Below are 20,292 nucleotides of genomic sequence, written 5' to 3' on the forward strand. Positions count from 1 at the left end.
GACTGGCTGGGGTACCAGGACTCGAACCTAGACTAACTGAACCAGAATCAGTCGTGCTGCCAATTACACCATACCCCAAGGGGGTATCACTCCCGTGCTGCCGGTGACCGGCCGTGCGGGGTGAACCGAGGAGAAACCTTACCGGGCAGGTGCCGTTCGGCCCAAATCGAGCACCGCCAGACCGGCCGCGTCCGGCCGCAATTGGTCGAGGCCTGTGATGACCGGCACATCATCGGGCGCGGTGGCGTCCGAGATCGCCGCGTCGGGTGCGTGGCCGACCTCGGTATGACGGGGGCGGCGTAACCAGATCGGCTGCAGCCCGGCGCGGGCGGGGCCGAGCACGTCGGCTTCGAACTCGTCGCCGATGTACGCCGTGCGCGACGGGTCGCTGCCGAGCTCTGCGACGGCGTGCCGGAAGACCGCTGGGTCCGGTTTGCCGACGCCGAGCGTGTCGCGGGTGACGACCGGTCCCAGCCGCCCTTCGAGCCCGAGAGCCGAAAGCTTCGACTGCGTCGCCGCCGCGGACGAATTGGTCAACGCGCCGAAGCGCAGGCCGGCCGCGGCGCAGGCGTCGAGGAAGGGCAGCACGTCGTCGTAGACCCGCTGCCGCTCGAGGAACGCCGGACGGAAGGCCGCCTCATAGACGTCGATCGCATCGTCGGGAAGCGAACGCCCTTGTGCCGCACCGACTTCGGCGAGTCGGGCGGCCCGCATCTGCTCGAAATCGAGTTCTCCTGCGGTGTAGCGCTTGAAGAACCCTCCTGGGTCGCTGCGAAAGCGACGGGCCGCGGCCTGGCGCCATACGTCCGACTCGTCCGGCCAGACCGCCGCCATCGCCACCTCGCCGGCCCCGATCATCGCCGCGGTCGTGTCGAGCAGCGTGTCGTCGATGTCCAGGAGCACCGCGTGGACCGGCAGTGTCCCGGCTGCCTGCGTCACCCCCACGTCAGAGCGAGTCGCGCAGCGCCTGCAACCGCCGCATCGTCGAGGCCTTGCCGAGGATCTCCATCGACTCGAAGAGCGGCGGAGAGACCCGCTGCCCCGACACGGCCGTGCGGATCGGACCGAACGCCAGCCGCGGCTTGATGCCGAGGCCGTCGACGATCGCGGTGCGCAGTGCCTCCTCGAGCCGGTCGGCGGTCCACTCCAGACCGGAGCCGTCCGGGTTGCCGATCGCCCCGCTGATCGGCTCGAGCGCGGCGATCGCCGCATCCAGCACCTGAGGAGCGCTCTCCTTCAACTGCTTTCGCGCGTCGTCGGCGATCTCGAGCTTGTCGTCGGCGACGAAGAACGGAGCCACCAGCGGGGTCGCCTCGGTCAGCAGATTGATGCGCGTCTGGATCAGCGGCACGATCGCATTGAGCCGGCCGAACTGCGGCAACGACGGGTTCTCCGGGAGCACGCCGTCACGCTGCAGGAAGGGCAGCAGCCGCGCCGTGAGGTCCTGCTCGGACAACTCCCGGATGTAGTGCGCATTGAGCCAGTTGAGCTTGTCGAGGTTGAACACCGCACCCGCGGGGTTGATCTTGTGCCAGGCGAAATTCTTGCTGAACTCCTCGAAGCTGAAGACCTCGCGCTCGGTTCCGTCGTCCTCGATGAGCGGCGGATGCCCTTGCAGCGCAAGGAAATTGACAAGCGCTTCGGGAACGTAACCCTCGTCCTTGAACCACGTCAGCTTGGCCCACGGACTCTTGCGCTTGGAGATCTTCGCCTTCTTCTCGTCCCGCAGCAGCGGGATGTGCGCAAACTCCGGAGCCTGCCAGCCGAGCCATTCGAAGAGCAGCAGGTGCTTGGGTGTCGAGGAAATCCACTCCTGCCCGCGCACCACGTGGGTGATCTCCATCAGGTGGTCGTCGACCACGACCGCCAGATGGTATGTCGGGAAGCCGTCGGCCTTCACGATCACCTGGTCGTCCGGCTTCGGCGCCTTCGTGCGGCCCATGATCAGGTCGTCGAACTCCAGCGGCACGTCGTCCGGGATGAGCATCCGCACTACCGGGGTGTCGGTGAATCCCGGTAGTTTGGAACGCTCTTCGCGGGTCTTGCCCAGGCACATCCGGTCGTAGCCGGTGGGCTGCTTGGTCTTCTGCTGCACCTCGCGCATCTGCGCCAGGCGCTCGCTGGAGCACCAGCACAGGTAGGCGTGGCCGTCGGCGAGCAGCTGCTCGGCATACGGCTTGTAGGTCTCGAGCCGTTCGGACTGCTTGTAGGGCGCGAACGGGCCGCCCTTGTCCGGGCCCTCGTCCCAGTGCAGCCCCAGCCAGTGCAGCGTGTCGTAGAGCTGCTGCTCGCTGTCGGCCTGGAACCGCGTCCGGTCGGTGTCCTCGATGCGCAGGATGAAGCTGCCCCCCTGCTGCCGGGCGAATGCCAGGTCGAAGATCGAGACGTATGCCGTGCCGACGTGCGGATCGCCGGTGGGCGACGGCGCGACGCGCAGACGGGGCTTGCGGACGGATTCGGGCGTAGCGGTGCTCATGATGGGCACGATGATATCGGCGCTTTCAGAGCAGTGCGTGCGCCAGTGACTCCTGCATCCAGGTGAGGAAGTCGTAGTAGAGCCCGGTCAGCAGCCTCGGGTCGTCGCTGACCGCGTCGCCGGCTTCGACAATGTCGTGCTGCAACTGTTCGGAGTCGTCGTCGGAGCGCAGCCCCAACCGCTCGCCGAGCGCCAGCCGCGCGTCGGTGAGTGAGATGAGCAAGGCCTGTGCCTGACCGAGGTCGAGCTCCAGTTTCTCTCCGCGTGTGGCGTCGAGCGCCGCGATCGCGGTCGACAGATTGGCAGCCTTGCGCTGCCGCAGCCCGTGCTCGGTGAGCGACCGGAACTCCGAGGCGACCTCGGCGTCCTCCCGATGGCCGTCGGGCAGCAGCCGGGCGAGCGCCGGGTCACGCGAAGCCAGCTCGTCGGGGTCGGCGGTGCGGCCGATCGACGCCATCATGTCCTCGACCGGATCGCCAGTCGCTCCGTCGTTTGGCGCGACCAGTTGACGGGTCTGGGTCAGCAGCTCGCTGACCACTTCGCGTTCCTCCGCCGCCATCTTGGCCACGACGCGAGAACCCTTGCGCTTGAAGGCGGTTGCCACGTCATACGTCCTTTTCGAAAGTGGCCCACAGCCCGTATCCGTGCATCGCTTCGGTGTCGGTCTCCATGCGCTCGCGCGGGCCGTGCGAGACCGCCGCCTTGCCGTCGCGGTGCACGCTCATCATCAGCTTCTCGGCCTTGGCCTGCGAGTAGCCGAAGTAGTTCTGAAAGACCCAGGAGACATAGGACATCAGGTTGACCGGGTCGTTCCAGACGATCGTGACCCACGGCTGGTCGAGCTGGCGCTCGGCATCGGTGTCGACATCGACGTCGGGCGAGGCATGCTCGGGGGGCGCGACTGACACGCTTTCCACGATAGGCACTGGGGCGCCCGTCACGCGAGGCTCCCCCACCCATCAGGGCGTCATTAACTACAGTGACGCGGGTGACGACACCACCGGGCGTGTCCACCGCCCTGCTCACCGACCAATACGAGCTGACCATGCTCAGTGCCGCCCTCAAGGACGGCACCGCGCACCGCCGCAGCGTTTTCGAGACGTTCGGGCGCCGGCTGCCCGACTGTCGCCGGTACGGCGTGGTCGCCGGCACCGGGCGCCTCCTGGACGCATTGGCCGACTTCCGCTTCGGCGACGCCGAGCTGGCCGACCTGCGCGAGCGTGGCGTCGTCGACGAGCCGACACTCGACTGGCTGGCCGACTACCGCTTCACCGGCAACATCTGGGGATACGCCGAGGGCGACGTCTACTTCCCCGGCTCGCCGATGCTGATCGTGGAGTCGACCTTCGCCGAGGGCGTGGTGCTGGAGACACTCGTGCTGTCGATCCTCAACCACGACAGCGCGATCGCATCCGCGGCTTCCCGTATGACGGCAGCCGCGGAGGACCGGCCCTGCATCGAGATGGGCTCCCGTCGTACTCATGAGGACGCGGCCGTTGCGGCGGCCCGGGCGGCATACATCGCCGGCTTCGCGACCACCTCCAACCTGGAGGCCGGGCGACGTTACGGCGTGCCGACGACCGGCACGTCGGCGCACTCGTTCACGCTGCTGCACGACGATGAACGCGCCGCGTTCGCCTCGCAGGTGGACGCGCTCGGGGTGGGCACCACGTTGCTGGTCGACACCTACGACGTGACCAACGCGGTCAAGCTCGCCGTCGAGGTTGCCGGTCCCGAACTCGGTGGTGTGCGGCTGGACTCGGGTGACCTGTTGCAGCAGGCGCGCGAGGTGCGGGCCCAACTCGACAGCCTCGGCGCCACCAAGACCAAGATCGTGGTCACCTCCGATCTCGACGAGTTCGCGATCGCGGCGCTGCAGGCCGGCCCGGTCGACGGCTACGGAGTCGGCACCCAGTTGGTCACCGGATCCGGCGCTCCCACAGCGGGATTGGTCTACAAGCTGGTCGCCCGCGAGGACTCCGCCGGCCAGATGCAGGGCGTCGCCAAGAAGAGCAAGGACAAAACCTCCGTCGGCGGCCGCAAATATGCCCTGCGCCGCCGTAACGCGCGCGGCACCGCCGAGGCCGAGCTGATCGGCATCGGCACCCGCCCCGAGGACGACGGCGACGACCGCCAACTGCTGGTGCCGCTGGTCAAGGACGGCGACCGGGTCTTCCACGGCACGCTCGACGACGCGCGCAAGCAGCACACCGCGGCCCGCGACGAGCTGCCGCCCACCGCGCGCCAGATGTCACGCGGCGAGCCGGTGATCCCGACGGTTTACGAGAGCTGAGCCGCGCCCCCGCCTGTCGAATAGCCCCCTGCTGGTCGAGTAGCGGCGAGGAACGAGCCGCGTATCGAGACCCAGCCCGTCGCCGAGGTAGCACTCCCGGTCGCTTCGGGAGCCGCATAATGACCGCGAGTGCTACCTCGCGGACCGTCACTCCGGCGGCTGAGCATGCGCTCCTACGACGCTTGACTCGCGCGCTGCGCACCCATGGACGCCGCGCGCTCGAGGATCCGAGGCCCCGCCTTCTCCGGTGAACCGGCATCGACGGGCGGCTGCGGGTCGTGCTCGATGATGAGCTGGGCGGCCCTCGCAGTGTCGGCGTCGCGCAGCAGTTCGACCAGTCGCAGCGCCATGTCGATGCCGCTGGAAACTCCTGCCGCCGTGATGACCCGGTGCGGCAGGAGTTCCACAACGCGCTGCGTGGTCGGTGCCGCACCGAGTTCGCCGAGCAGCTGCAGCACCGAGTAGTGCGAGGTGGCGGGCAGACCGTCGAGCAGCCCCGCCGCAGCGAGCACCAGAGACCCGGAGCAGACGGACGTGGTGAACTGGGTCATCCGGTGGATGTCGCGCACCCATGCGCGAAATTCGTTGTCCGCCAGGCAGTCTCGAGTGCCCGGACCGCCCGGGACCAGGAGCACGTCTGCGTGCTCAATCTCGGCGATCGGCCGGTCGACCAGGAGCCCGAGCATCCCGTGGTCACAGCGAACCGGTCCCAGTTGCTTCCCGGCGAAGACGACATCGATGTCCGGCACCTGGTGCAGCACCTCGTAAGGACCGATCGCATCGAGCGCCGTGATCCCGTCGAACAGCGGTATGACGACAGTCGTTGTCATGTGGAGCTCCCGGTAGTGAACCGACGGCGGTATGCCGACGGGCTGGTGCCGCAACGCATCTGGAATCCGCGACGTAGGCTCTCAGCGGACGCAAATCCGCAGTCCCGCGCGACGGATGCGACAGTCGAATCAGTAGTGGTCAGTAGCGTTTTCGCGATGTCGATCCGGGCAGACGTCACGTATTCGCCGACGCTCACCCCGACCTCTGCAGCGAACCGGCGCTGAAACTGGCGCGGCGAGAGTTGAGCTGCGCGGGCCAGCACCTCGACCCGGTGATCGTGCTGCGGGTCGGCGTCGATGCTGCGTTGCACCGCAGAGATGCGGTCGTCGTGCGCCCGCCTGCGCCGTACCGGCCCGGCGAACTGTGACTGGTTTCCATCACGTCGTAATGACATGACCATGTGCCGCGACACCGTTTGTGCAACCTCGCTGCCGCAGTCGTCCTCGATGACGGCCAGGCCGAGGTCGATGCCGGCAGTGACGCCACCGGAGGACCAGATGTGACCGTCGCGATGGTAGATCGGGTCGGTCATCACCCGGGTGTTCGGCAGTCGGCAGGCAAGCTCGTCGGCGTAGGCCCAGTGCGTGGTGACCGCAGCTCCGTCGAGGAGTCCGGCATCGCCGGCCAGAAAGGCACCGGTGCACACCGTCATCAGGCGGTGCGGCCTGCACTCGCGCAGCCACGCCAGCAGCTCCGGCTGCGGTTCGCGCGTGCCGTAGCCGCCGGGGATGACCAGCGTCCCTTGGACGAGGTCGGGCAGCGGATCCGCCGACAAGCGCAAGCCGCTGCTGCTGCGCACGGCGGATCGGGCGGCGACAACGCGGAGTTCGTACGCCGGCGCCCGCCCGGCCGAGCGCAACACGTCGTTCGCGGCTTCGAGGACCTCCAACGGCCCGGTGAGGTCCAGCGATTGCACGCCATCGAAGACCACGAACGTCACTCGTTCGGCTCGGTTTGGCTTCACACGATGCATCCTTCGGCGATCTCGCCGACGGCACAATGTCGTTGATCGCACGATTCATGCCATCAGTGGGACGTTGTCCGAACCTCAGCCGCCGAGCGGGAACGCGCGGCGGTCGGCCCAGGTGAATGCTCCCGTCTCCGGTCGCTGGTTCACCGCCACCAGATCAAGGCTGCTCGCGGTCACCACGACCGGCTCCCACGACCGCGCGACGTTCTCGATCAGTTGCTCGATGCGGCGCCGAGACGTGGGCCGCACGGCATACGCAAGGCTGACGTGCGGCAGCGCGGTCGGCACCGGCACCCCCGCATGACCGTGCAGTCGCAGCTGTGACAAAAACGTGGTGAGGTCCGCCCACCCTGGCACGTCACACGGCACGACGACGCCGGTATCGACCACGACCGGAGGCAGCAATCGCACCGATATCGGCGCTATGTCGAGCGTCGCCTGCTCAATCGCCACCTGCAAACCCTGCCACGCATTGGGATCGAGATCGTCGACATACCAAGGGAATTGGGCAACGGTCAGGTGGCGATACCGCGCTGCTTGAGTCGGCATGACTGCGTTGATGCGGTGCGCAGCCGCATCGAGCGCAGACAGCTCGGGAAGCAGGTAGACGTGCAACCGGCCGTCACGGCCCCAGCGCACCCCGGGGCGGTCGAAGAACGGCTCAAGCGTCGGCTCAGTCAGCCTGATCACGGACCCGCACCTGGAGTACGTCGTCCACTCTGCCCACGTGCGACACCAGACCGCCGATCGGCAGCTTGCCGTGCAGGTCCAGTTCGACATCGACCAGACGGAGCAAGGTCGTGGTCTGAGTCGCTCCGTCTTCCTGCTGCAGGAACTCCTGTCGCCGCGTCGGGTGGGAGGTGAAGCCGCGCAGGTCGAAACCCTCTTCGGCGACAACCTCAAGCACCCTGCGCAGAGCGCCCGTGCCGTCGATGTACCGCACCGACAACGCGGTCTGGTTGGTCGGGACGTGGGCCCGCCGGAAGACCGACGGCCAGGCCCTGACGATCAAGATGTGGCAGCCGGTGACGAAGAGCGCCGGCCAGATGAGTCCGGCGCCGCACGCGGTGCCGATGGCCGCCGTCAACCAGATCGAGGCGGCGGTCGTGAGCCCGTGGACCATATTGCGACGAACGAAAACCAGTCCAGCGCCGATGAATCCGATGCCCGAGACGATCTGAGCGGCGACGCGGGACGGGTCCAGCGTGACCAGTCCCTCGCGGACAACGTCGGTGAATCCGTACTTGCTGACGACCATGAACAGCGCCGCTCCCACCCCGACGAGGGTGTGAGTCCGGATGCCCGCGGACTTGTTCTTCAGCTGACGTTCCAGGCCGACGGCGGTCGACAGCACCAGCGCCATCGACAACAGGCCGAGCATCTCCGGAGTATGCGGCGGGTGAGCGAGGATCATGCGCTTGTCCTGATCGGTGTGTGGAATGCCGCGGCGAGTAGGGCGTGCAGCCGGGTGTTGTCGACGCGGGTGACCACGTCGACCGCCGCGCCCGAGCCCGCAACGAGGGCACCATCGTTGGTCACCGACACCCGAGCACGTCTGGTTGCCACCAGTTCGGGGTCGACGAGCAATCCCACGGCCACAGCATCGTGCAACCAGCAGCCCGGCAAACCGCGGGTGGCGGCGGAGAAGCGCACCCAGGGGTCAACACCCGGCACGAGGCTTCGCGCGACCGGCCCTCCGGAAACCGCCATCGCATGCAGTTGCTCGGCGGTCAGCATCGTCTGGATGGTGGCGTCCATCGGCACGACCGTGATCGGCACCGGCGCCGCCAGCACTTCGCGCGCGGCGAGCGGGTCAAGACCGAGATTCGTCTCGACCCGGTAACCGGGAACGTCCAGGGCACCTCCCATGAGCACCAGTCGGCTGATCTGTTCCGGTAGTCGAGAGTGTCGCCGGAAGGCGCGCGCGAGGTTGGTCAGCGGTGCCGTCGCAACGACCACGATCTCCCCGGGATGCGAGCCGACCGCGGCCGCGAGCGCATCGGCCGCGTCGACCGTCGGGGGTGGCACCTCCTGCGGACGGAGCGCATCCAGGCCTGCCCAGTACTGCTCAGCCAGCGGGTGGTCGGATCGGTCGGTGCGAGCCGACACGTCGCGGTTGGGGGCTCCGAGCGGACTGTCCTGCCCGGCGATCACCGGCACGTCTCGTCCCCACGCAGCGAGCAGCCGCTCCGCGACAGCCGCGCCGACATTGGCAGCGGTGTTGCCGGAAACCGTTGTCACCAGGTCGAGTTGGAGGCCGGGCGCGGTGGCAGCCACGGCCAGTGCCAACGCGTCATCGATGTTCGCGCCAGGGACACCCAGCCCCGGGTCGCAGTCCAATGTCATCCGGATCATGCGGAACCACCGCAGCCGCAGGACTCCCGAGGCACCAGCTCGAAATCGAAGACGATGGGCTCCGCAGCGTAGTGGTCCGGCCGCGACAGGATCCGCAGCGCCTCACGTGCCATCTCCGCAATGGGCTGCGTCACCGTCGACAGTGCCGGCACCAGGAATTCCGAGTCGTCCGTGCCGTTGAGGCAGAAGACCGCGACGTCTTCTGGCACCGACAGACCGCGGCGGTGCAACGCTGACACCAGGCCGATCGCCTGCTCCTGGTTGCCGGTCAGCACTGCGGTCGGGTGAGCGCCGCCGTCGCCGAACAGCACTGCAGCTGCAGCAGATCCGGCTTCCCGGGTGTATGGCGCATGCACGGTCCACTCATCCGGGATGGTCAGTCCCGCTCGCGTTGCGGCGTCGCGCGCTCCGCCGAGACGCAGTGCGGAGTTCATCATCGACTCCGGACCGGTGACCATCGCCAGTTCGCGTTGCCCGTGGACATCGATGAGGTGCGTCATCGCAGCGTCGGCGGCGGCCCGTTCGTCGATCCGCACGGATGCGGTAAGGCCATCGGAGTTTGCGTGTGTCACCACGACGACCGGGGTCCCGGAGGCCGTCGCCCGGTCGAGTTGCACGTCCTGGGTGACCGCCATGTAGAGCAGGCCGTCCACCTGCCGATCGAGCAGGTTGCGCACCAGGGCTGCCTCGCGCGCAGCGTCGTCAGCGCTGTCCCCGAGAAGCAGCACGCAGTCCTGGTCGAACACCTCACGCTCGACCTGATGAGCGATCGATGCGACGAACGGGTTGGAGATGTTCGGCACGACAAACCCGAAGGTCCGGGTCGTGCCGCGAGCCAGTGCGCTGGCAATCCCATTGGGGCGGTATCCGATTCGCTCTATCGCGTCGAGCACGCGCTGCTTGGTCGCCGGTGCCACCGGCCGAGGGCCGTCGTTGACGACGTAGCTGACCACCGCCACCGAGGTGCCCGCCTCACGGGCCACGTCCTGCCGGGTGACCTTGCCTCGGCGGTTCGTCTGCTGCGTCATACTGCGTCCTCCGTGAGGGTCAGGTCCCGGCCGCGGGTCTCGGGCGCGTAGTGGGTTGCCACCAGCCCGATGGCCGCCATCAGGGCGAAGTATGCCGCGACTGGCCACCAACTGCCGGTCAGCGCCAGCATCGCCGAAGCAACTACCGGAGCACTGCCACCCGACAGCATCGACCCGACTTCCTTGGCCAATGCCATCCGCGAGTATCGAGCCCGGGTGCCGAACAACTCCACGCCGTATGCCGCCTGCGCCGCGAAGATGCCGAGGCTGGCCAGGCACACACCGAGCACGACCATCGTGTAGACGACTGCGGGGTCACGGGTCTGCATCAACGCAAACGCCGGGAATGCATACAGCACCAACGCAATACAGAAGAACCGGTAGACAACGCGCCGACCCCACCGATCGGTCGCGTATCCAGTCAATGGGATGACCGCGAAGCCGATCACCGAGGCTACGAATACCGCTTGGGCAGGAAGGTCGCGGTTCATGTCGAGCACCTTCGACACATAGCCAACGACGAATGTCAGCGCGAGGTAGGAGGGTCCGTTCTCGGCGATGCGTAGGCCGACCATCAGCAGGAACGTCCGGTTGCGGTCGCGAAACGGACGGTCGTCGTTGGTCGCGACGGACTCGGCGGCGACCGCCTCGAAAACCGGGCTCTCCCCCATGTATCGCCGGATCAGCAAGGCGGCTGCGGTGATCAGCAAGCTGCAGACGAATGGGATCCGCCAACCCCAGCTCATCAACTCCTCCTTCGGCAGTTGCGCCACGAGCAGCCAGATCCCCGACGAGACGAGAATCCCGCTGTTGGAACCCAGGGCGATCGCCGAGGAGATGAGGCCGCGACGTTCGACCGGCGAACTCTCGGCGAGCATGATGACGCCGCCGGACAATTCGGCTCCGGCACCGAACCCCTGCAGCAAGCGCAGCAGAACCAGCAGCAACGGTGCGATCACCCCGGCCTGCGCATAGGTGGGGAGCAGGCCGATGAGGGTCGTCGATCCGCCCATCAACGCGATGGTCATCACCAGCACGACCTTGCGACCGCGCCGGTCGCCGAGCCGGCCGAAGAACACCGCGCCCACCGGTCGGGCGAGGAAGCCCACGGCATACGTGCTGAAACCGGCGAGCATTGCGATAACAGGGGACGCCCCCGGAAAGAAGATGTCCCCGAACACCAGCCCCGCGGCCAGACCGTAGAGCGAGAAGTCGACGTACTCCATCGTCGTGCCGAGCCAGGTCGACAGGACGGTGTTGCGCACCTGCGCCGGATTGCCCGGCCCGGCTGTGGGCCGCTGTTTCGTTGTCACTGTGGTTTCCCCGCTGACCTCTTCGTCCAGCCGCATGGTGCATCCTCCAAAATCTACCCGCGTAGATCTACGCGGGTAGATTGACGGTAACGCCCTCCCGTTGATCTGACAAGGCATTCGGCGAAGTTCGCCCACGCCGAGGTATCACTATCTGCCGCTTCGACGGCTCCAAAACGACCGCGACTGCTGCCTCGGCGTGCGCCGAGCGATCCGGCGATGGGGCTCGAGCTTCCGCACCGCGGCGGACACATCAGCCGACGTATGCTCGCAGGCATGGCACGCGCACTGGTGATCGTGGACGTACAGAACGACTTCTGCGAGGGCGGATCGCTGGCCGTCAACGGCGGCATCGAGGTCGCCGAGCGGATCAATGCGTATGTCGCAGGTGACGACCCGGCATACGACCAGATCGTCGCCACGGCCGACTGGCACATCGACCCGGGCGACCACTGGTCGGAAAGCCCCGATTTCCAACGCAGTTGGCCGGTGCACTGCAAGGTCGGCACGCCGGGTGCGGACTTTCGCGCCGAGGTGCAGCCGGCGATCGCGCGAGCCGCGGCGATCTTCCGCAAGGGACAGTACGAAGCCGCATACAGCGGGTTCGAGGGCGCGACCGAGGACGGCGAGAAGCTCACCGACTGGCTGCGCGACCACAACGTCGACACCGTCGACGTCGTCGGGATCGCGACCGACTACTGCGTGCGAGCGACCGCGCTGGACGCGGCCCAAGCCGGCTTCGGCACGACCGTGCTCGCCGACCTCACCGCCGGGGTCGCCGTCGACTCGACCGCAGCCGCCGTCGAGGAGCTTCGAGGCGCGGGAGTCGTCGTCCGCGACTGACCGCGGCGAGGCCACGATTCGCCGGCCGAGTCAAAGGTGCGCAATCGGGAAGAACCCCTCATCCTCGGTGGTTGATCCGGTGCTGCCACCCGAGAGGACTCCGCCATGAGCGCCACTCCGCCCGCTTCCCGTTCGACCGCGACGACAGAGGAACAAGTCGTCCTCGACCGCGCCTACAACCGGCGCGAGGAGTTGCTCGTCGCGCTCGATGGCGAGTGCGACAACTCCGACAACTCCCCCGCGGACGCAACGGACGCGGCACGCCTCGCGTCCCTGCGCCGCCGCCGGGCCGAGCTGCGGCAGGCGGAGAGCGGGTTGATCTTCGGCCGACTCGATGCCACGGACGGCACCACTCGTCGCCTCGGGCGGGTTGGGCTGGCACGCGAGGACGAGGGCGACGAACCACTGGTCCTCGACTGGCGCGCGCCCGCCGCTCGGCCCTTCTACACCGCGTCACCGCTCGACCCGCAGGGGCAGCGACGTCGTCGCCACATCCGCACACAGGGGCGGCAGGTTGTCGGCGTAGACGACGAACCTCTCGACAGCGCAGCCGATTCCGGCGATTTGGTCGGCGAGGGTGCGCTCCTTGCCGCACTGTCCGCTCGCCGCACCGGTGCGATGGGGACCGCGGTCGCAACCCTGCAGCGCGAGCAGGATGAAATTGTCCGTTCCGACAGCCGCGGGCCGCTGGTCGTCCAGGGCGGACCCGGCACCGGCAAGACGGTCGTCGCGCTGCACCGGGTCGCCTATCTGCTCTTCACCCATCAGGAGTTGGCGAGTCAGGGCGTGCTGGTGCTCGGACCGTCGCGTCGATTTCTCGACTACATCGCGCAGGTCCTGCCAGCGCTCGGCGAGACCTCTGTGGTCTCCGCGACCTGCGACACCCTGCTGCCCGGGGTCGCCGTCAGTCGCGGGGAGTCTCGTGAGACCGCCGAGCTCAAGGGTCGCGCGTGCTGGCAGGACATCCTGAGCTCGTATGTCGGCGCGCTCGCACCGGTCGCGGCACCACTGACCTTCGTTGTCGACTCCGAACGACACACGCTGCCAACGGCATCCGTCGAACGTGCGCTGCACACCGCCCTCGCCGGCCGTGACCTGCACTCTGCGCGTGCATGGTTCACCACCCAGGTGCACGACCTGCTGACCGACGATGCCGTCTCACGGCACGAGGCGCTGCTCGCCGCGATGGAGGAGGGCTTCGAAGACATCCTTGCCCGAGTGGACGCCGGTCTACAGCGCGCCGACGATCGCGGTGTCCGCACCGGCGCGACGGGCAGCGACGTCGACGGTGGCCTCACCGATCAGGACGTCGACCGGCTTCGCAGCCGCATCGCAAACGACCCGGCGATCCAGCAGGTCATCGACGCATTCTGGCCGGTCCGCGACATTGCAGACACGCTGCGTGCGCTGCTCGGCGACGCCGATCTGCTGCGGCGGCACGGACCATCTCTCACTCCGCATGAACGTCGGCTGATCACCGAGGAGCCGGACGCGTTTGCACCGAGCGACATTCCGCTCCTCGACGCGCTTGCGGAGCTGCTCGGCTCTGCCGACGACCGACCGCAGCAGGGCGAGTTCCTCGCCGACCGGGCACTAGCGACTCGCGACTGGGGCTACGGGCACGTGGTCGTCGACGAGGCTCAGGAACTGTCGCAGATGCAATGGCGGATGGTGCTGCGCAGAGTGCCGTCGCGATCGATCACCGCAGTGGGCGACATCGACCAGACCGAGGCACCGCACCGGCATACCTCGTGGGAGTCGGCCGTCGGCGAGGCTTTCGGAGATCGTTGGCGCCGAAGCGATCTCACGATCTGTTACCGCACCCCGCGCGAGGTCATGGCGCTGACGGACGAGGTGCTGCGACGGGCCGGCAGCCACAACGCACCGCCGCGCGCGGTGCGTTCGTCCGGCATCGACCCCTGGGCCGTTTCCGTGGCGGAGTCAGACCTGCACCGGACTGTGGCCGACCTGGCGCTTGAGTTGTCGGCTCGGTGGTCCGGAGGAACCGTCGGCGTCGTCGCACCCGGACCACGCTCCGCTGCACTACGTGAATCGCTGGAACGACAGGGCATCGGCGTACCGGTGCTCACGCCGACCGAGGCCAAGGGATTGGAGTGGGATGCCGCCCTGGTCGTCGACCAGGACGGCATCACCGCCGAGCCGCGCGGCTGGAACGCGCTCTACGTGGCGTTCACCCGCTGCACTCAGGAGCTCGGCCAGGTAGTCGTCAGCTGACGGTAATCGGCGTGCTGCCGGACACCAGGCGCCAATCGATCGTATGGAACGCTGGCGGGTCGATGACCTTGTTCGCTGTCACCCAATCGATGATCAACTGGCGAATCTCGTTCTGCCGGTTGTAAACCACCGGCGCGGTCGTGACCCCGGGGAAGCCGCCGCCACCGGACTGCCGGTAGTTGTTGATCGCGATGACGAAGCTGTCACCATCGGCGACCGGCTTGCCGGCATACGCCAGGTTCTTGATGCGGCTGCCCGGCGCGACGCTGACGTCGATGTCGTAGGTGAGCGGTGCGTCCAACCCGCCCATCACGTCGTAGTTGTAGTCGGGCGTGCCATTCGGTGCCGTCGGGGTGACCGCATTGGTGAGCTGATCGATGGTGAACGGTCCGGTGCCGTTGACCTGCTTGAAGTACGTCGCCGACGTCTCCAGGTAGGCCTTCACCTGAGCGCCGGTGAACTTGATGCCGAGCAAGGTGTTGTCGTAGATGTAGAGACCCGCCACGTCGCGCACGGTCACGTCGCCCTTCGGGATCGACGCGGTCCGGCTGAACGGCGCCGCGATCGACAGCACCGGTGTCTTCTCGTCGGCGGTGCCCGCCAGACCAGCCTTGACCGCCTCCGCCTGCACCAGGTTGATCAGGTCGACGGCAGCCGAATCCTCAACAACCGCACGGGCACCGGTCATCTCCTGGGTGCAGGTGCCGATGACGCCGTTGACGTAGGAGAGCACCTTCTGGTGCTGCGGGCGCAGCAGCGCGGCGACTGCCGGGTCCTCGGGGACAGTGTTGGAGTTGAGCAGCGTCGCGGTCGCGCTAGCGACCTGCCACTGACCGCGGACCTTCTCCAGACCCAGATCCATGACGGTCACGCGCTCGCCCCAGCACAGCGGCTCGGACAGCAGCACCTGCTTGCCGGTCTTGTCGTTGGTCACGTAGCGCTGCGGGATCTCTTGGTGCGCGTGCCCGACCAGGATGGCGTCGATGTCCGGCACCTGCTGAGCCATCAGCGTGCTCGCATTCTCCGGGTAGGGCAGCGAGTCGCCGTAGGACGAGGAGGTGTCCATGCCGGAGTGGCAGGAGACCACGACGACGTCCGCGCCGCGCTTCTTCACCTCAGGCACGACGATCTTGGCCTGCTCGACGATGCCGTTGAACTTCACCTTGCCGTCCACGTTGGCCTTGTCCCAGATCGCGACGCCGGGGGTCACCAGCCCGACGATCCCGACGGTCACCGGCTTGTGTCCCGGCACCTTCACCGTCTTCAACGTGTATGACGGGAAGACCGCCTTGCCGGAGTGCCAGTCGAGGGCGTTGGCACCCAGCAGCGGATGGTCGAGCTGGCTCTCGAAGGTGCGCAGGATGTCCAGGCCGTAATTGAACTCATGGTTGCCCAGAGCCGCTGCGTCATACCCGATCTCGTTCATTGCCAACGCCATCGGGTGCTTCACGGTCGCGCTGATCGGCTCGATCTTGGCGAAGTAGTACGCCAGCGGCGTGCCCTGAATGGTGTCGCCCGCGTCGAGCGTGATGCAGGTGTCGGCGCCGCGCTCGGCCCGCACCGCCTTGATGAGCGTCGCGCACTTCGCCGCGCCGACGTCGTTGTGCTTCGCGTCGTCATACTCGGCGTTCTTGAAGTAGTCCCAGTTGTAGACGTTGCCGTGCAGGTCCGTGGTGCCGAGCACGGTGAGCCGCAACCCCTTCCCGCCGGGCTTCGCCTCGGCGTCCGGTGCCGTTGCCAGACCGGCGAGACCGGCTCCACCGATAACGGTCATCGCCAGCAGCTGGCGGCGGCTGGCGGACGTGCGGATGACGGGGTGCGACATGGTTTTGCTCCTCGAGCACATGGGACGGAACGCCGCTCGTGGCGGCCGGTCCACGCTAGCGGGCCGCGGCCGCGTCGGCGCCCGAACCGGGCCACAGGTTCGGCCAACGTTCACCCGCCCTCAACCCCGGCCGGGTCGGTTCAGCGTCCTCCGACCCAGCTCCACGCATACTTGCCGTCGTCGACGGCGCGGCCACCCTCGCCGAGCTCCAACGGGCGGAAGGTGTCGACCATGACGGCGAGCTCGTCGAATTCGGTGACCCCGATCGAGTTTTCGTAGGCACCGGGCTGCGGGCCGTGGGCGTGGCCACCCGGATGCAGCGAGACCGAGCCCTTGCCGATGCCCGAACCCTTGCGGGCCTCGTAGTCGCCGTCGACGTAGAACATCACCTCGTCGCTGTCGACGTTGGAGTGGTAGTAGGGCACCGGGATCGAGTCCTGGTGGTAGTCGACCTTGCGCGGCACGAAGTTGCAGACCACGAAATTCTGCCCCTCGAAGACCTGGTGCACCGGCGGCGGCTGGTGCACCTTGCCGGTGATCGGCATGAAGTCGGCGACGTTGAAAACATACGGATAGAGGCAGCCGTCCCAGCCGACCACGTCGAGCGGGTGGTAGGGGTAGGTGTAGATCGTGCCGACGATGCCGCCACTGGCGTGGGCGCCGGTCCCCCGGTGCTTGACGTAGACCTCGGTCGGCTCGGACGGCTCGACTCCGATGTCCTCGGCGAGCAGCGGCCCTTGCGGTCCGCGCAGGTCGCGTTCGCAGTATGGCGAGTGCTCCAGCAACTGACCGAAACGCGACAGGTAACGCTTGGGTGGGCTGATGTGCGAGTTGCCCTCGATGGCGTAGACCCGCAACGGCTCGCTGAATCCCTCGTCGCCCGCTGCGACCGGGAGCCATCGGTGCGTCGTCGCCCGCGGCACGATCAGGTAGTCGCCCTCGGCCACCTCGAAGCTGCCGAAGACCGTTTCGACGCGGGCAGCGCCGCGTTCGACATACAGACACTCGTCGCCGATCCCGTTGCGATACCACGGGCTTGGCGCATCGGCCACGACATACGACAGCCGTACGTCGCCGTTACCGAGCACCAGTCGGCGACCGGTGACGACGTCGACGCCGGTCTGACCATCGGGGAACAGGTCGTGCAACTTCAGGTGACGCGGAAGCAGCGGATGGTTGGGTTCGGTGTCCAACGCCCGGGCGAACTCCCACGGTTTCGCGTCCAAGATCGCCGACGGCAGACCCCGGTGGTAGAGCAGCGAGGAGTCGCTGGAGAAGCCCTCCTCCCCCATCAACTCCTCGTAGAACACCCCACCTTCGGGAGTGCGCAGCGCGGTGTGCCGCTGCCGGGGCAACTCGCCCATCGATCGGTAGAACGCCATTGTCCTTCTCCTCACTCGCTCAGCAATCGCGCGCCGCTTCGGTTCGTTACGGTGGCAACCATGCCGAGTCTGCCCACGCGAGCACTCTTCACTCAGCTGATCGACGACGCCGCTGTCTTCCCACCGGGCAACTTCCCGCTCGACGAGGCTATCGAGCGCAGGGCCGGGCGGCGCGGCACCCCGGCGTCGGACTTCGTCGGCCCCTTGCTGCTGCCTCCGAGCCTCGTCGATGCGGCGCTGGCTGACCCCGGTGGACTGGTCATCACCGTCGTCGGCCGGGCCGGCACGTCGATCTCCGAGGTGATCGCTGCGGCAACCAAAGTCGCCGATTCGGCGGCCCATGCGCTTGCCGGGGTCGAAGTGCCGGCGACCGACGGTTGGCAGGACGCGATCGGCCTCTCGGTGCCGATCGCGGTGGAGGTGCCGGCCGGGTCGGGCGGCCTCAACGTGCTCGCCGACCTCGCCGGTCCACGGGAGGAAGTCGTGGCCAAGCTACGCACCGGTGCCACGGCCAACAACGCGGTGCCGTCCACTCGAGATCTCGCGGCCTTCATCTCCGGTTGCGTGCAACACGGCCTGCAGTTCAAACTCACCGGCGGACTGCATCACGCCATCTCGACCACGGTGACCACCGACTCCGGCACGGAGGACCAGTTCGGCTTCCTCAACGTGCTGCTCGCCACCGATGCCGCACTGGGACAAGGCGATCCGGAAGCACTGCTCGACAGCCGCGACAGCGACTCGATCACCTCGGCCCTCGCCGGCTTCTCCGAGGCGCGCGCGGTCACTACCCGCAACACCTTCAGCAGCTTCGGGTGCTGCAATGTGCTCGACCCCATCGACGACCTGACCACGCTCGGCCTGATCTGAGGAACGTATGACGACAGACCCGTTCGACCTGTCCGCCGACGCCCTGTGGGGTCCCGACAATCTGCCGTATGGCGTGGCAAGCGCCGACGGCCACGACACTCATGTGGTGACGCGGCTCGGCGATCACGTCATCGACCTCGCCGCCCTCGCCACCCTCGACGGCTACCGCAAATGGGCCCGCGCGTGGAGCAACCCGTCTCTCAATTCCTTCATCGCACAAGGGCGTTCGTCGTGGACGTCGGCGCGCGACTGGCTGCAGCAGATCATCCGCGACGAGAAGCGACGCGACGAGGTCCGGTCGACCATGCACTCCCTGGACAAGGTGACCCTGCACCTGCCGGTCGAGGTCGCCGACTACGTCGACTTCTACGCCAGCGAGCAGCACGCCACCAACGTCGGCCGGATCTTCCGCCCCGACGGCGACGCCTTGACGCCCAACTGGAAGCACCTGCCGATCGGTTACCACGGCCGCGCCGGCACGGTCGTGGTCGGTGGCACCGACATCGTCCGCCCGGTCGGCCAGCGCAAGGCGCCGCAGGACGCCGAGCCGGTCTTCGGCCCGAGTGTGCGGCTCGACATCGAGGCGGAGGTCGGATTCGTCGTCGGCGGCGAGACCGAGCTCGGATCACGGGTCGGCGTCGACGAGGCGGCCGACCACCTTTTCGGGGTGGCACTCTTCAACGACTGGTCCGCGCGGGACATCCAGGCATGGGAGTACGTGCCGCTCGGGCCGTTCCTCGGCAAGTCCTTCGCTTCCTCGCTCAGCCCATGGGTCACGCCGATGGCCGCGCTCGAAGCTGCGAAAACTGCGCTGCCGGCTCAAGATCCGAAGCCACTGGACTACCTGCTCGGCGATGACCTTTTCGGACTGGACCTCGCGCTCGAGGTCCAGATCAACGACACCGTCGTGTCGCGGCCGCCATACAAGGGGATGTACTGGAGCCCCACGCAGATGCTGGCGCACCTGACTGTCAACGGTGCCAGCCTGCGCGACGGCGACCTGTTCGCATCGGGCACGGTCTCCGGGGACGAGCCCGGCGAGCGCGGCAGCCTGCTCGAACTCGCCTGGAGCGGAAGGGAGCCCATCACCCTCGACGACGGCACCCAGCGCTCGTTCCTGGAGGACGGCGACGTCGTGACGATCACCGCGACCGCGCCGGCGGTCGGAGGTGGCCGCATCGCGCTCGGCGAGGTGCGCGGGAAGGTCCTGCCCAGTCGCTGACCGAGCTCAGGCCCGGTGACACCGGCCGGCGAAGATCTCCGCCGCCGGCAGGCGTAGCGCGGCGAGCAGGGCGGCCCGTCGAGATCGGGTCGGGTCGATCAGACCCTGCAGGGTCAGCCCCTGCGCGGCGGCCGACAGGGTCCGCGCCGCGGTGTCGACGTCGCGGTCCGGCGCCACCTCGCCGCATTCCTTCCCGTTGGCGACCGCACCGGCGAGCCGGCGGTGCAGCCAGCGCTGCCGGTCCGCCGCAGCCGGCAGCATGGAGTCGTTGTCGAGTGCCATCGCGTCGAATGCGGCCAGCAGATAGGCATCGTCCCGCCGCCGACGATCCAGCGGCAGGAGCTCGGCGAGCGCCTCGACGATGATCTGCTCGATCCTGGCCTGGTGCGCCTCGGCGCGCTCGACTCGACGGTCGACGCGCTCTTCCAGAGTGTCCACGAGATGCCGATAGGTGTGCTCCAGCAACGCTTCCTTGGAGTTGAAGTAGTGCTGGACGAGCCCGACCGAGACGCCGCTGGCGCCTGCCACGCGGGCGATCGTCACCGATGCCAAACCGGCGTCCAACGCGACGGATCGCACCCCGTCCCGGATCTGGGCGCGGCGTGCGTCGTGGTCGGCGGTGCGCGGCATCACTCGAGCATAGGCCAATCGT

At 67.7% G+C, this 20,292-nt stretch carries 19 protein-coding genes and 1 tRNA gene; 5 read left to right on the top strand and 15 right to left on the bottom strand.

All coding sequences use genetic code 11. From position 1 onward, the window contains the following. Positions 1-3 precede the first annotated feature (3 nt). The 5 genes from N2M23_RS18560 to clpS all read right to left on the bottom strand — a co-directional run bounded on the left by N2M23_RS18560 (position 4) and on the right by clpS (position 3,384). A tRNA-Gln gene (locus tag N2M23_RS18560) sits at positions 4-78 on the bottom strand. Between the two features lie 60 nt (positions 79-138). After that, positions 139-939 (bottom strand): HAD family hydrolase, encoded by an 801-nt coding sequence (locus tag N2M23_RS18565; RefSeq protein WP_265447580.1) that lies wholly within the window; start codon positions 937-939, stop codon positions 139-141. A gap of 7 nt (positions 940-946) precedes the next feature. Next, positions 947-2,476 (bottom strand): glutamate--tRNA ligase, encoded by a 1,530-nt coding sequence (gene gltX / locus N2M23_RS18570; protein WP_265447581.1) that lies wholly within the window; start codon positions 2,474-2,476, stop codon positions 947-949. Between the two features lie 25 nt (positions 2,477-2,501). Then, the gene (locus N2M23_RS18575; protein ID WP_265447583.1) at positions 2,502-3,080 is read right to left on the bottom strand and encodes a DUF2017 domain-containing protein; all 579 of its coding nucleotides are present in this window, start codon (positions 3,078-3,080) and stop codon (positions 2,502-2,504) included. Position 3,081: 1 nt separating this feature from the next. Continuing rightward, entirely contained in the window at positions 3,082-3,384 is a 303-nt protein-coding gene (gene clpS, locus N2M23_RS18580) for an ATP-dependent Clp protease adapter ClpS (RefSeq protein WP_265447585.1), read from the bottom strand. 137 nt (positions 3,385-3,521) lie between these two features. Between clpS and N2M23_RS18585 the strand changes: the two genes are divergently transcribed. Next, positions 3,522-4,769 (top strand): nicotinate phosphoribosyltransferase, encoded by a 1,248-nt coding sequence (locus tag N2M23_RS18585; RefSeq protein WP_425270265.1) that lies wholly within the window; start codon positions 3,522-3,524, stop codon positions 4,767-4,769. Between the two features lie 173 nt (positions 4,770-4,942). Here N2M23_RS18585 and N2M23_RS18590 read toward each other — a convergent pair whose 3' ends face one another. The 7 genes from N2M23_RS18590 to N2M23_RS18620 form a co-directional block, all read right to left on the bottom strand. Continuing rightward, positions 4,943-5,599: a DJ-1/PfpI family protein gene (locus tag N2M23_RS18590; RefSeq protein WP_265447587.1), complete on the bottom strand. Its 657-nt coding sequence runs from the start codon at positions 5,597-5,599 to the stop codon at positions 4,943-4,945. After that, the gene (locus N2M23_RS18595) at positions 5,596-6,564 is read right to left on the bottom strand and encodes a GlxA family transcriptional regulator (protein ID WP_265447589.1); all 969 of its coding nucleotides are present in this window, start codon (positions 6,562-6,564) and stop codon (positions 5,596-5,598) included. The genes N2M23_RS18590 and N2M23_RS18595 overlap by 4 nt, the downstream gene beginning before the upstream one ends. An 84-nt stretch (positions 6,565-6,648) precedes the next feature. Then, positions 6,649-7,260: a hypothetical protein gene (locus tag N2M23_RS18600; RefSeq protein WP_265447590.1), complete on the bottom strand. Its 612-nt coding sequence runs from the start codon at positions 7,258-7,260 to the stop codon at positions 6,649-6,651. Continuing rightward, positions 7,244-7,984, bottom strand: coding sequence for an MgtC/SapB family protein (locus tag N2M23_RS18605; protein WP_265447592.1), 741 nt, complete (start codon positions 7,982-7,984; stop codon positions 7,244-7,246). Before N2M23_RS18605 ends, N2M23_RS18600 begins: the two co-directional genes overlap by 17 nt. Then, a complete protein-coding gene (locus N2M23_RS18610) occupies positions 7,981-8,925 on the bottom strand; it encodes a nucleoside hydrolase (protein ID WP_265447595.1) in 945 nt (314 codons plus the stop codon). The genes N2M23_RS18605 and N2M23_RS18610 overlap by 4 nt, the downstream gene beginning before the upstream one ends. Next, positions 8,922-9,953: a LacI family DNA-binding transcriptional regulator gene (locus N2M23_RS18615; protein WP_265447597.1), complete on the bottom strand. Its 1,032-nt coding sequence runs from the start codon at positions 9,951-9,953 to the stop codon at positions 8,922-8,924. The genes N2M23_RS18610 and N2M23_RS18615 overlap by 4 nt, the downstream gene beginning before the upstream one ends. After that, positions 9,950-11,302 carry an MFS transporter gene (locus N2M23_RS18620; protein WP_265447599.1) on the bottom strand — a complete coding sequence of 451 codons (1,353 nt, stop codon included), beginning with the start codon at positions 11,300-11,302 and terminating at the stop codon, positions 9,950-9,952. The genes N2M23_RS18615 and N2M23_RS18620 overlap by 4 nt, the downstream gene beginning before the upstream one ends. A gap of 237 nt (positions 11,303-11,539) precedes the next feature. Between N2M23_RS18620 and N2M23_RS18625 the strand changes: the two genes are divergently transcribed. After that, entirely contained in the window at positions 11,540-12,106 is a 567-nt protein-coding gene (locus N2M23_RS18625) for an isochorismatase family protein (protein WP_265447600.1), read from the top strand. A gap of 105 nt (positions 12,107-12,211) precedes the next feature. Then, the gene (locus N2M23_RS18630; RefSeq protein ID WP_265447601.1) at positions 12,212-14,341 is read left to right on the top strand and encodes a HelD family protein; all 2,130 of its coding nucleotides are present in this window, start codon (positions 12,212-12,214) and stop codon (positions 14,339-14,341) included. Here N2M23_RS18630 and N2M23_RS18635 read toward each other — a convergent pair. Beyond that, positions 14,334-16,166: a bifunctional metallophosphatase/5'-nucleotidase gene (locus N2M23_RS18635; protein ID WP_265447602.1), complete on the bottom strand. Its 1,833-nt coding sequence runs from the start codon at positions 16,164-16,166 to the stop codon at positions 14,334-14,336. The genes N2M23_RS18630 and N2M23_RS18635 overlap by 8 nt on opposite strands. A 140-nt stretch (positions 16,167-16,306) precedes the next feature. Continuing rightward, entirely contained in the window at positions 16,307-17,548 is a 1,242-nt protein-coding gene (locus N2M23_RS18640) for a homogentisate 1,2-dioxygenase (RefSeq protein ID WP_265447603.1), read from the bottom strand. A 60-nt stretch (positions 17,549-17,608) separates the two neighbouring features. Here N2M23_RS18640 and N2M23_RS18645 point away from each other — a divergent pair, with 60 nt between their 5' ends. Both N2M23_RS18645 and fahA read left to right on the top strand, forming a co-directional pair. After that, positions 17,609-18,418: a hypothetical protein gene (locus tag N2M23_RS18645; protein ID WP_265447604.1), complete on the top strand. Its 810-nt coding sequence runs from the start codon at positions 17,609-17,611 to the stop codon at positions 18,416-18,418. A gap of 7 nt (positions 18,419-18,425) precedes the next feature. After that, a complete protein-coding gene (fahA, locus tag N2M23_RS18650) occupies positions 18,426-19,640 on the top strand; it encodes a fumarylacetoacetase (protein WP_265447606.1) in 1,215 nt (404 codons plus the stop codon). Between the two features lie 6 nt (positions 19,641-19,646). On the opposite strand, the gene N2M23_RS18655 is transcribed toward fahA, so the two are convergent. Beyond that, positions 19,647-20,270, bottom strand: coding sequence for a TetR/AcrR family transcriptional regulator (locus N2M23_RS18655; RefSeq protein ID WP_265447607.1), 624 nt, complete (start codon positions 20,268-20,270; stop codon positions 19,647-19,649). Positions 20,271-20,292: the final 22 nt, after the last annotated feature.

Origin of the sequence: Flexivirga meconopsidis, assembly GCF_026162425.1 — a bacterium.
Taxonomy (GTDB): Bacteria; Actinomycetota; Actinomycetes; order Actinomycetales; family Dermatophilaceae; genus Flexivirga; species Flexivirga meconopsidis.

Bases quoted from the DNA above. Each gene is read 5' to 3' on its own strand.
- N2M23_RS18585 (WP_425270265.1), top strand. From the start codon at position 3,522: ATGCTCAGTGCCGCCCTCAAGGACGGCACCGCGCACCGCCGCAGCGTT.
- N2M23_RS18620 (WP_265447599.1), bottom strand. From the start codon at position 11,302: ATGCGGCTGGACGAAGAGGTCAGCGGGGAAACCACAGTGACAACGAAA.
- N2M23_RS18635 (WP_265447602.1), bottom strand. From the start codon at position 16,166: ATGTCGCACCCCGTCATCCGCACGTCCGCCAGCCGCCGCCAGCTGCTG.
- N2M23_RS18590 (WP_265447587.1), bottom strand. From the start codon at position 5,599: ATGACAACGACTGTCGTCATACCGCTGTTCGACGGGATCACGGCGCTC.
- N2M23_RS18605 (WP_265447592.1), bottom strand. From the start codon at position 7,984: ATGATCCTCGCTCACCCGCCGCATACTCCGGAGATGCTCGGCCTGTTG.
- fahA (WP_265447606.1), top strand. From the start codon at position 18,426: ATGACGACAGACCCGTTCGACCTGTCCGCCGACGCCCTGTGGGGTCCC.
- N2M23_RS18615 (WP_265447597.1), bottom strand. From the start codon at position 9,953: ATGACGCAGCAGACGAACCGCCGAGGCAAGGTCACCCGGCAGGACGTG.
- N2M23_RS18640 (WP_265447603.1), bottom strand. From the start codon at position 17,548: ATGGCGTTCTACCGATCGATGGGCGAGTTGCCCCGGCAGCGGCACACC.
- N2M23_RS18655 (WP_265447607.1), bottom strand. From the start codon at position 20,270: ATGCCGCGCACCGCCGACCACGACGCACGCCGCGCCCAGATCCGGGAC.
- N2M23_RS18630 (WP_265447601.1), top strand. From the start codon at position 12,212: ATGAGCGCCACTCCGCCCGCTTCCCGTTCGACCGCGACGACAGAGGAA.
- N2M23_RS18610 (WP_265447595.1), bottom strand. From the start codon at position 8,925: ATGATCCGGATGACATTGGACTGCGACCCGGGGCTGGGTGTCCCTGGC.
- N2M23_RS18625 (WP_265447600.1), top strand. From the start codon at position 11,540: ATGGCACGCGCACTGGTGATCGTGGACGTACAGAACGACTTCTGCGAG.
- gltX (WP_265447581.1), bottom strand. From the start codon at position 2,476: ATGAGCACCGCTACGCCCGAATCCGTCCGCAAGCCCCGTCTGCGCGTC.
- N2M23_RS18645 (WP_265447604.1), top strand. From the start codon at position 17,609: ATGCCGAGTCTGCCCACGCGAGCACTCTTCACTCAGCTGATCGACGAC.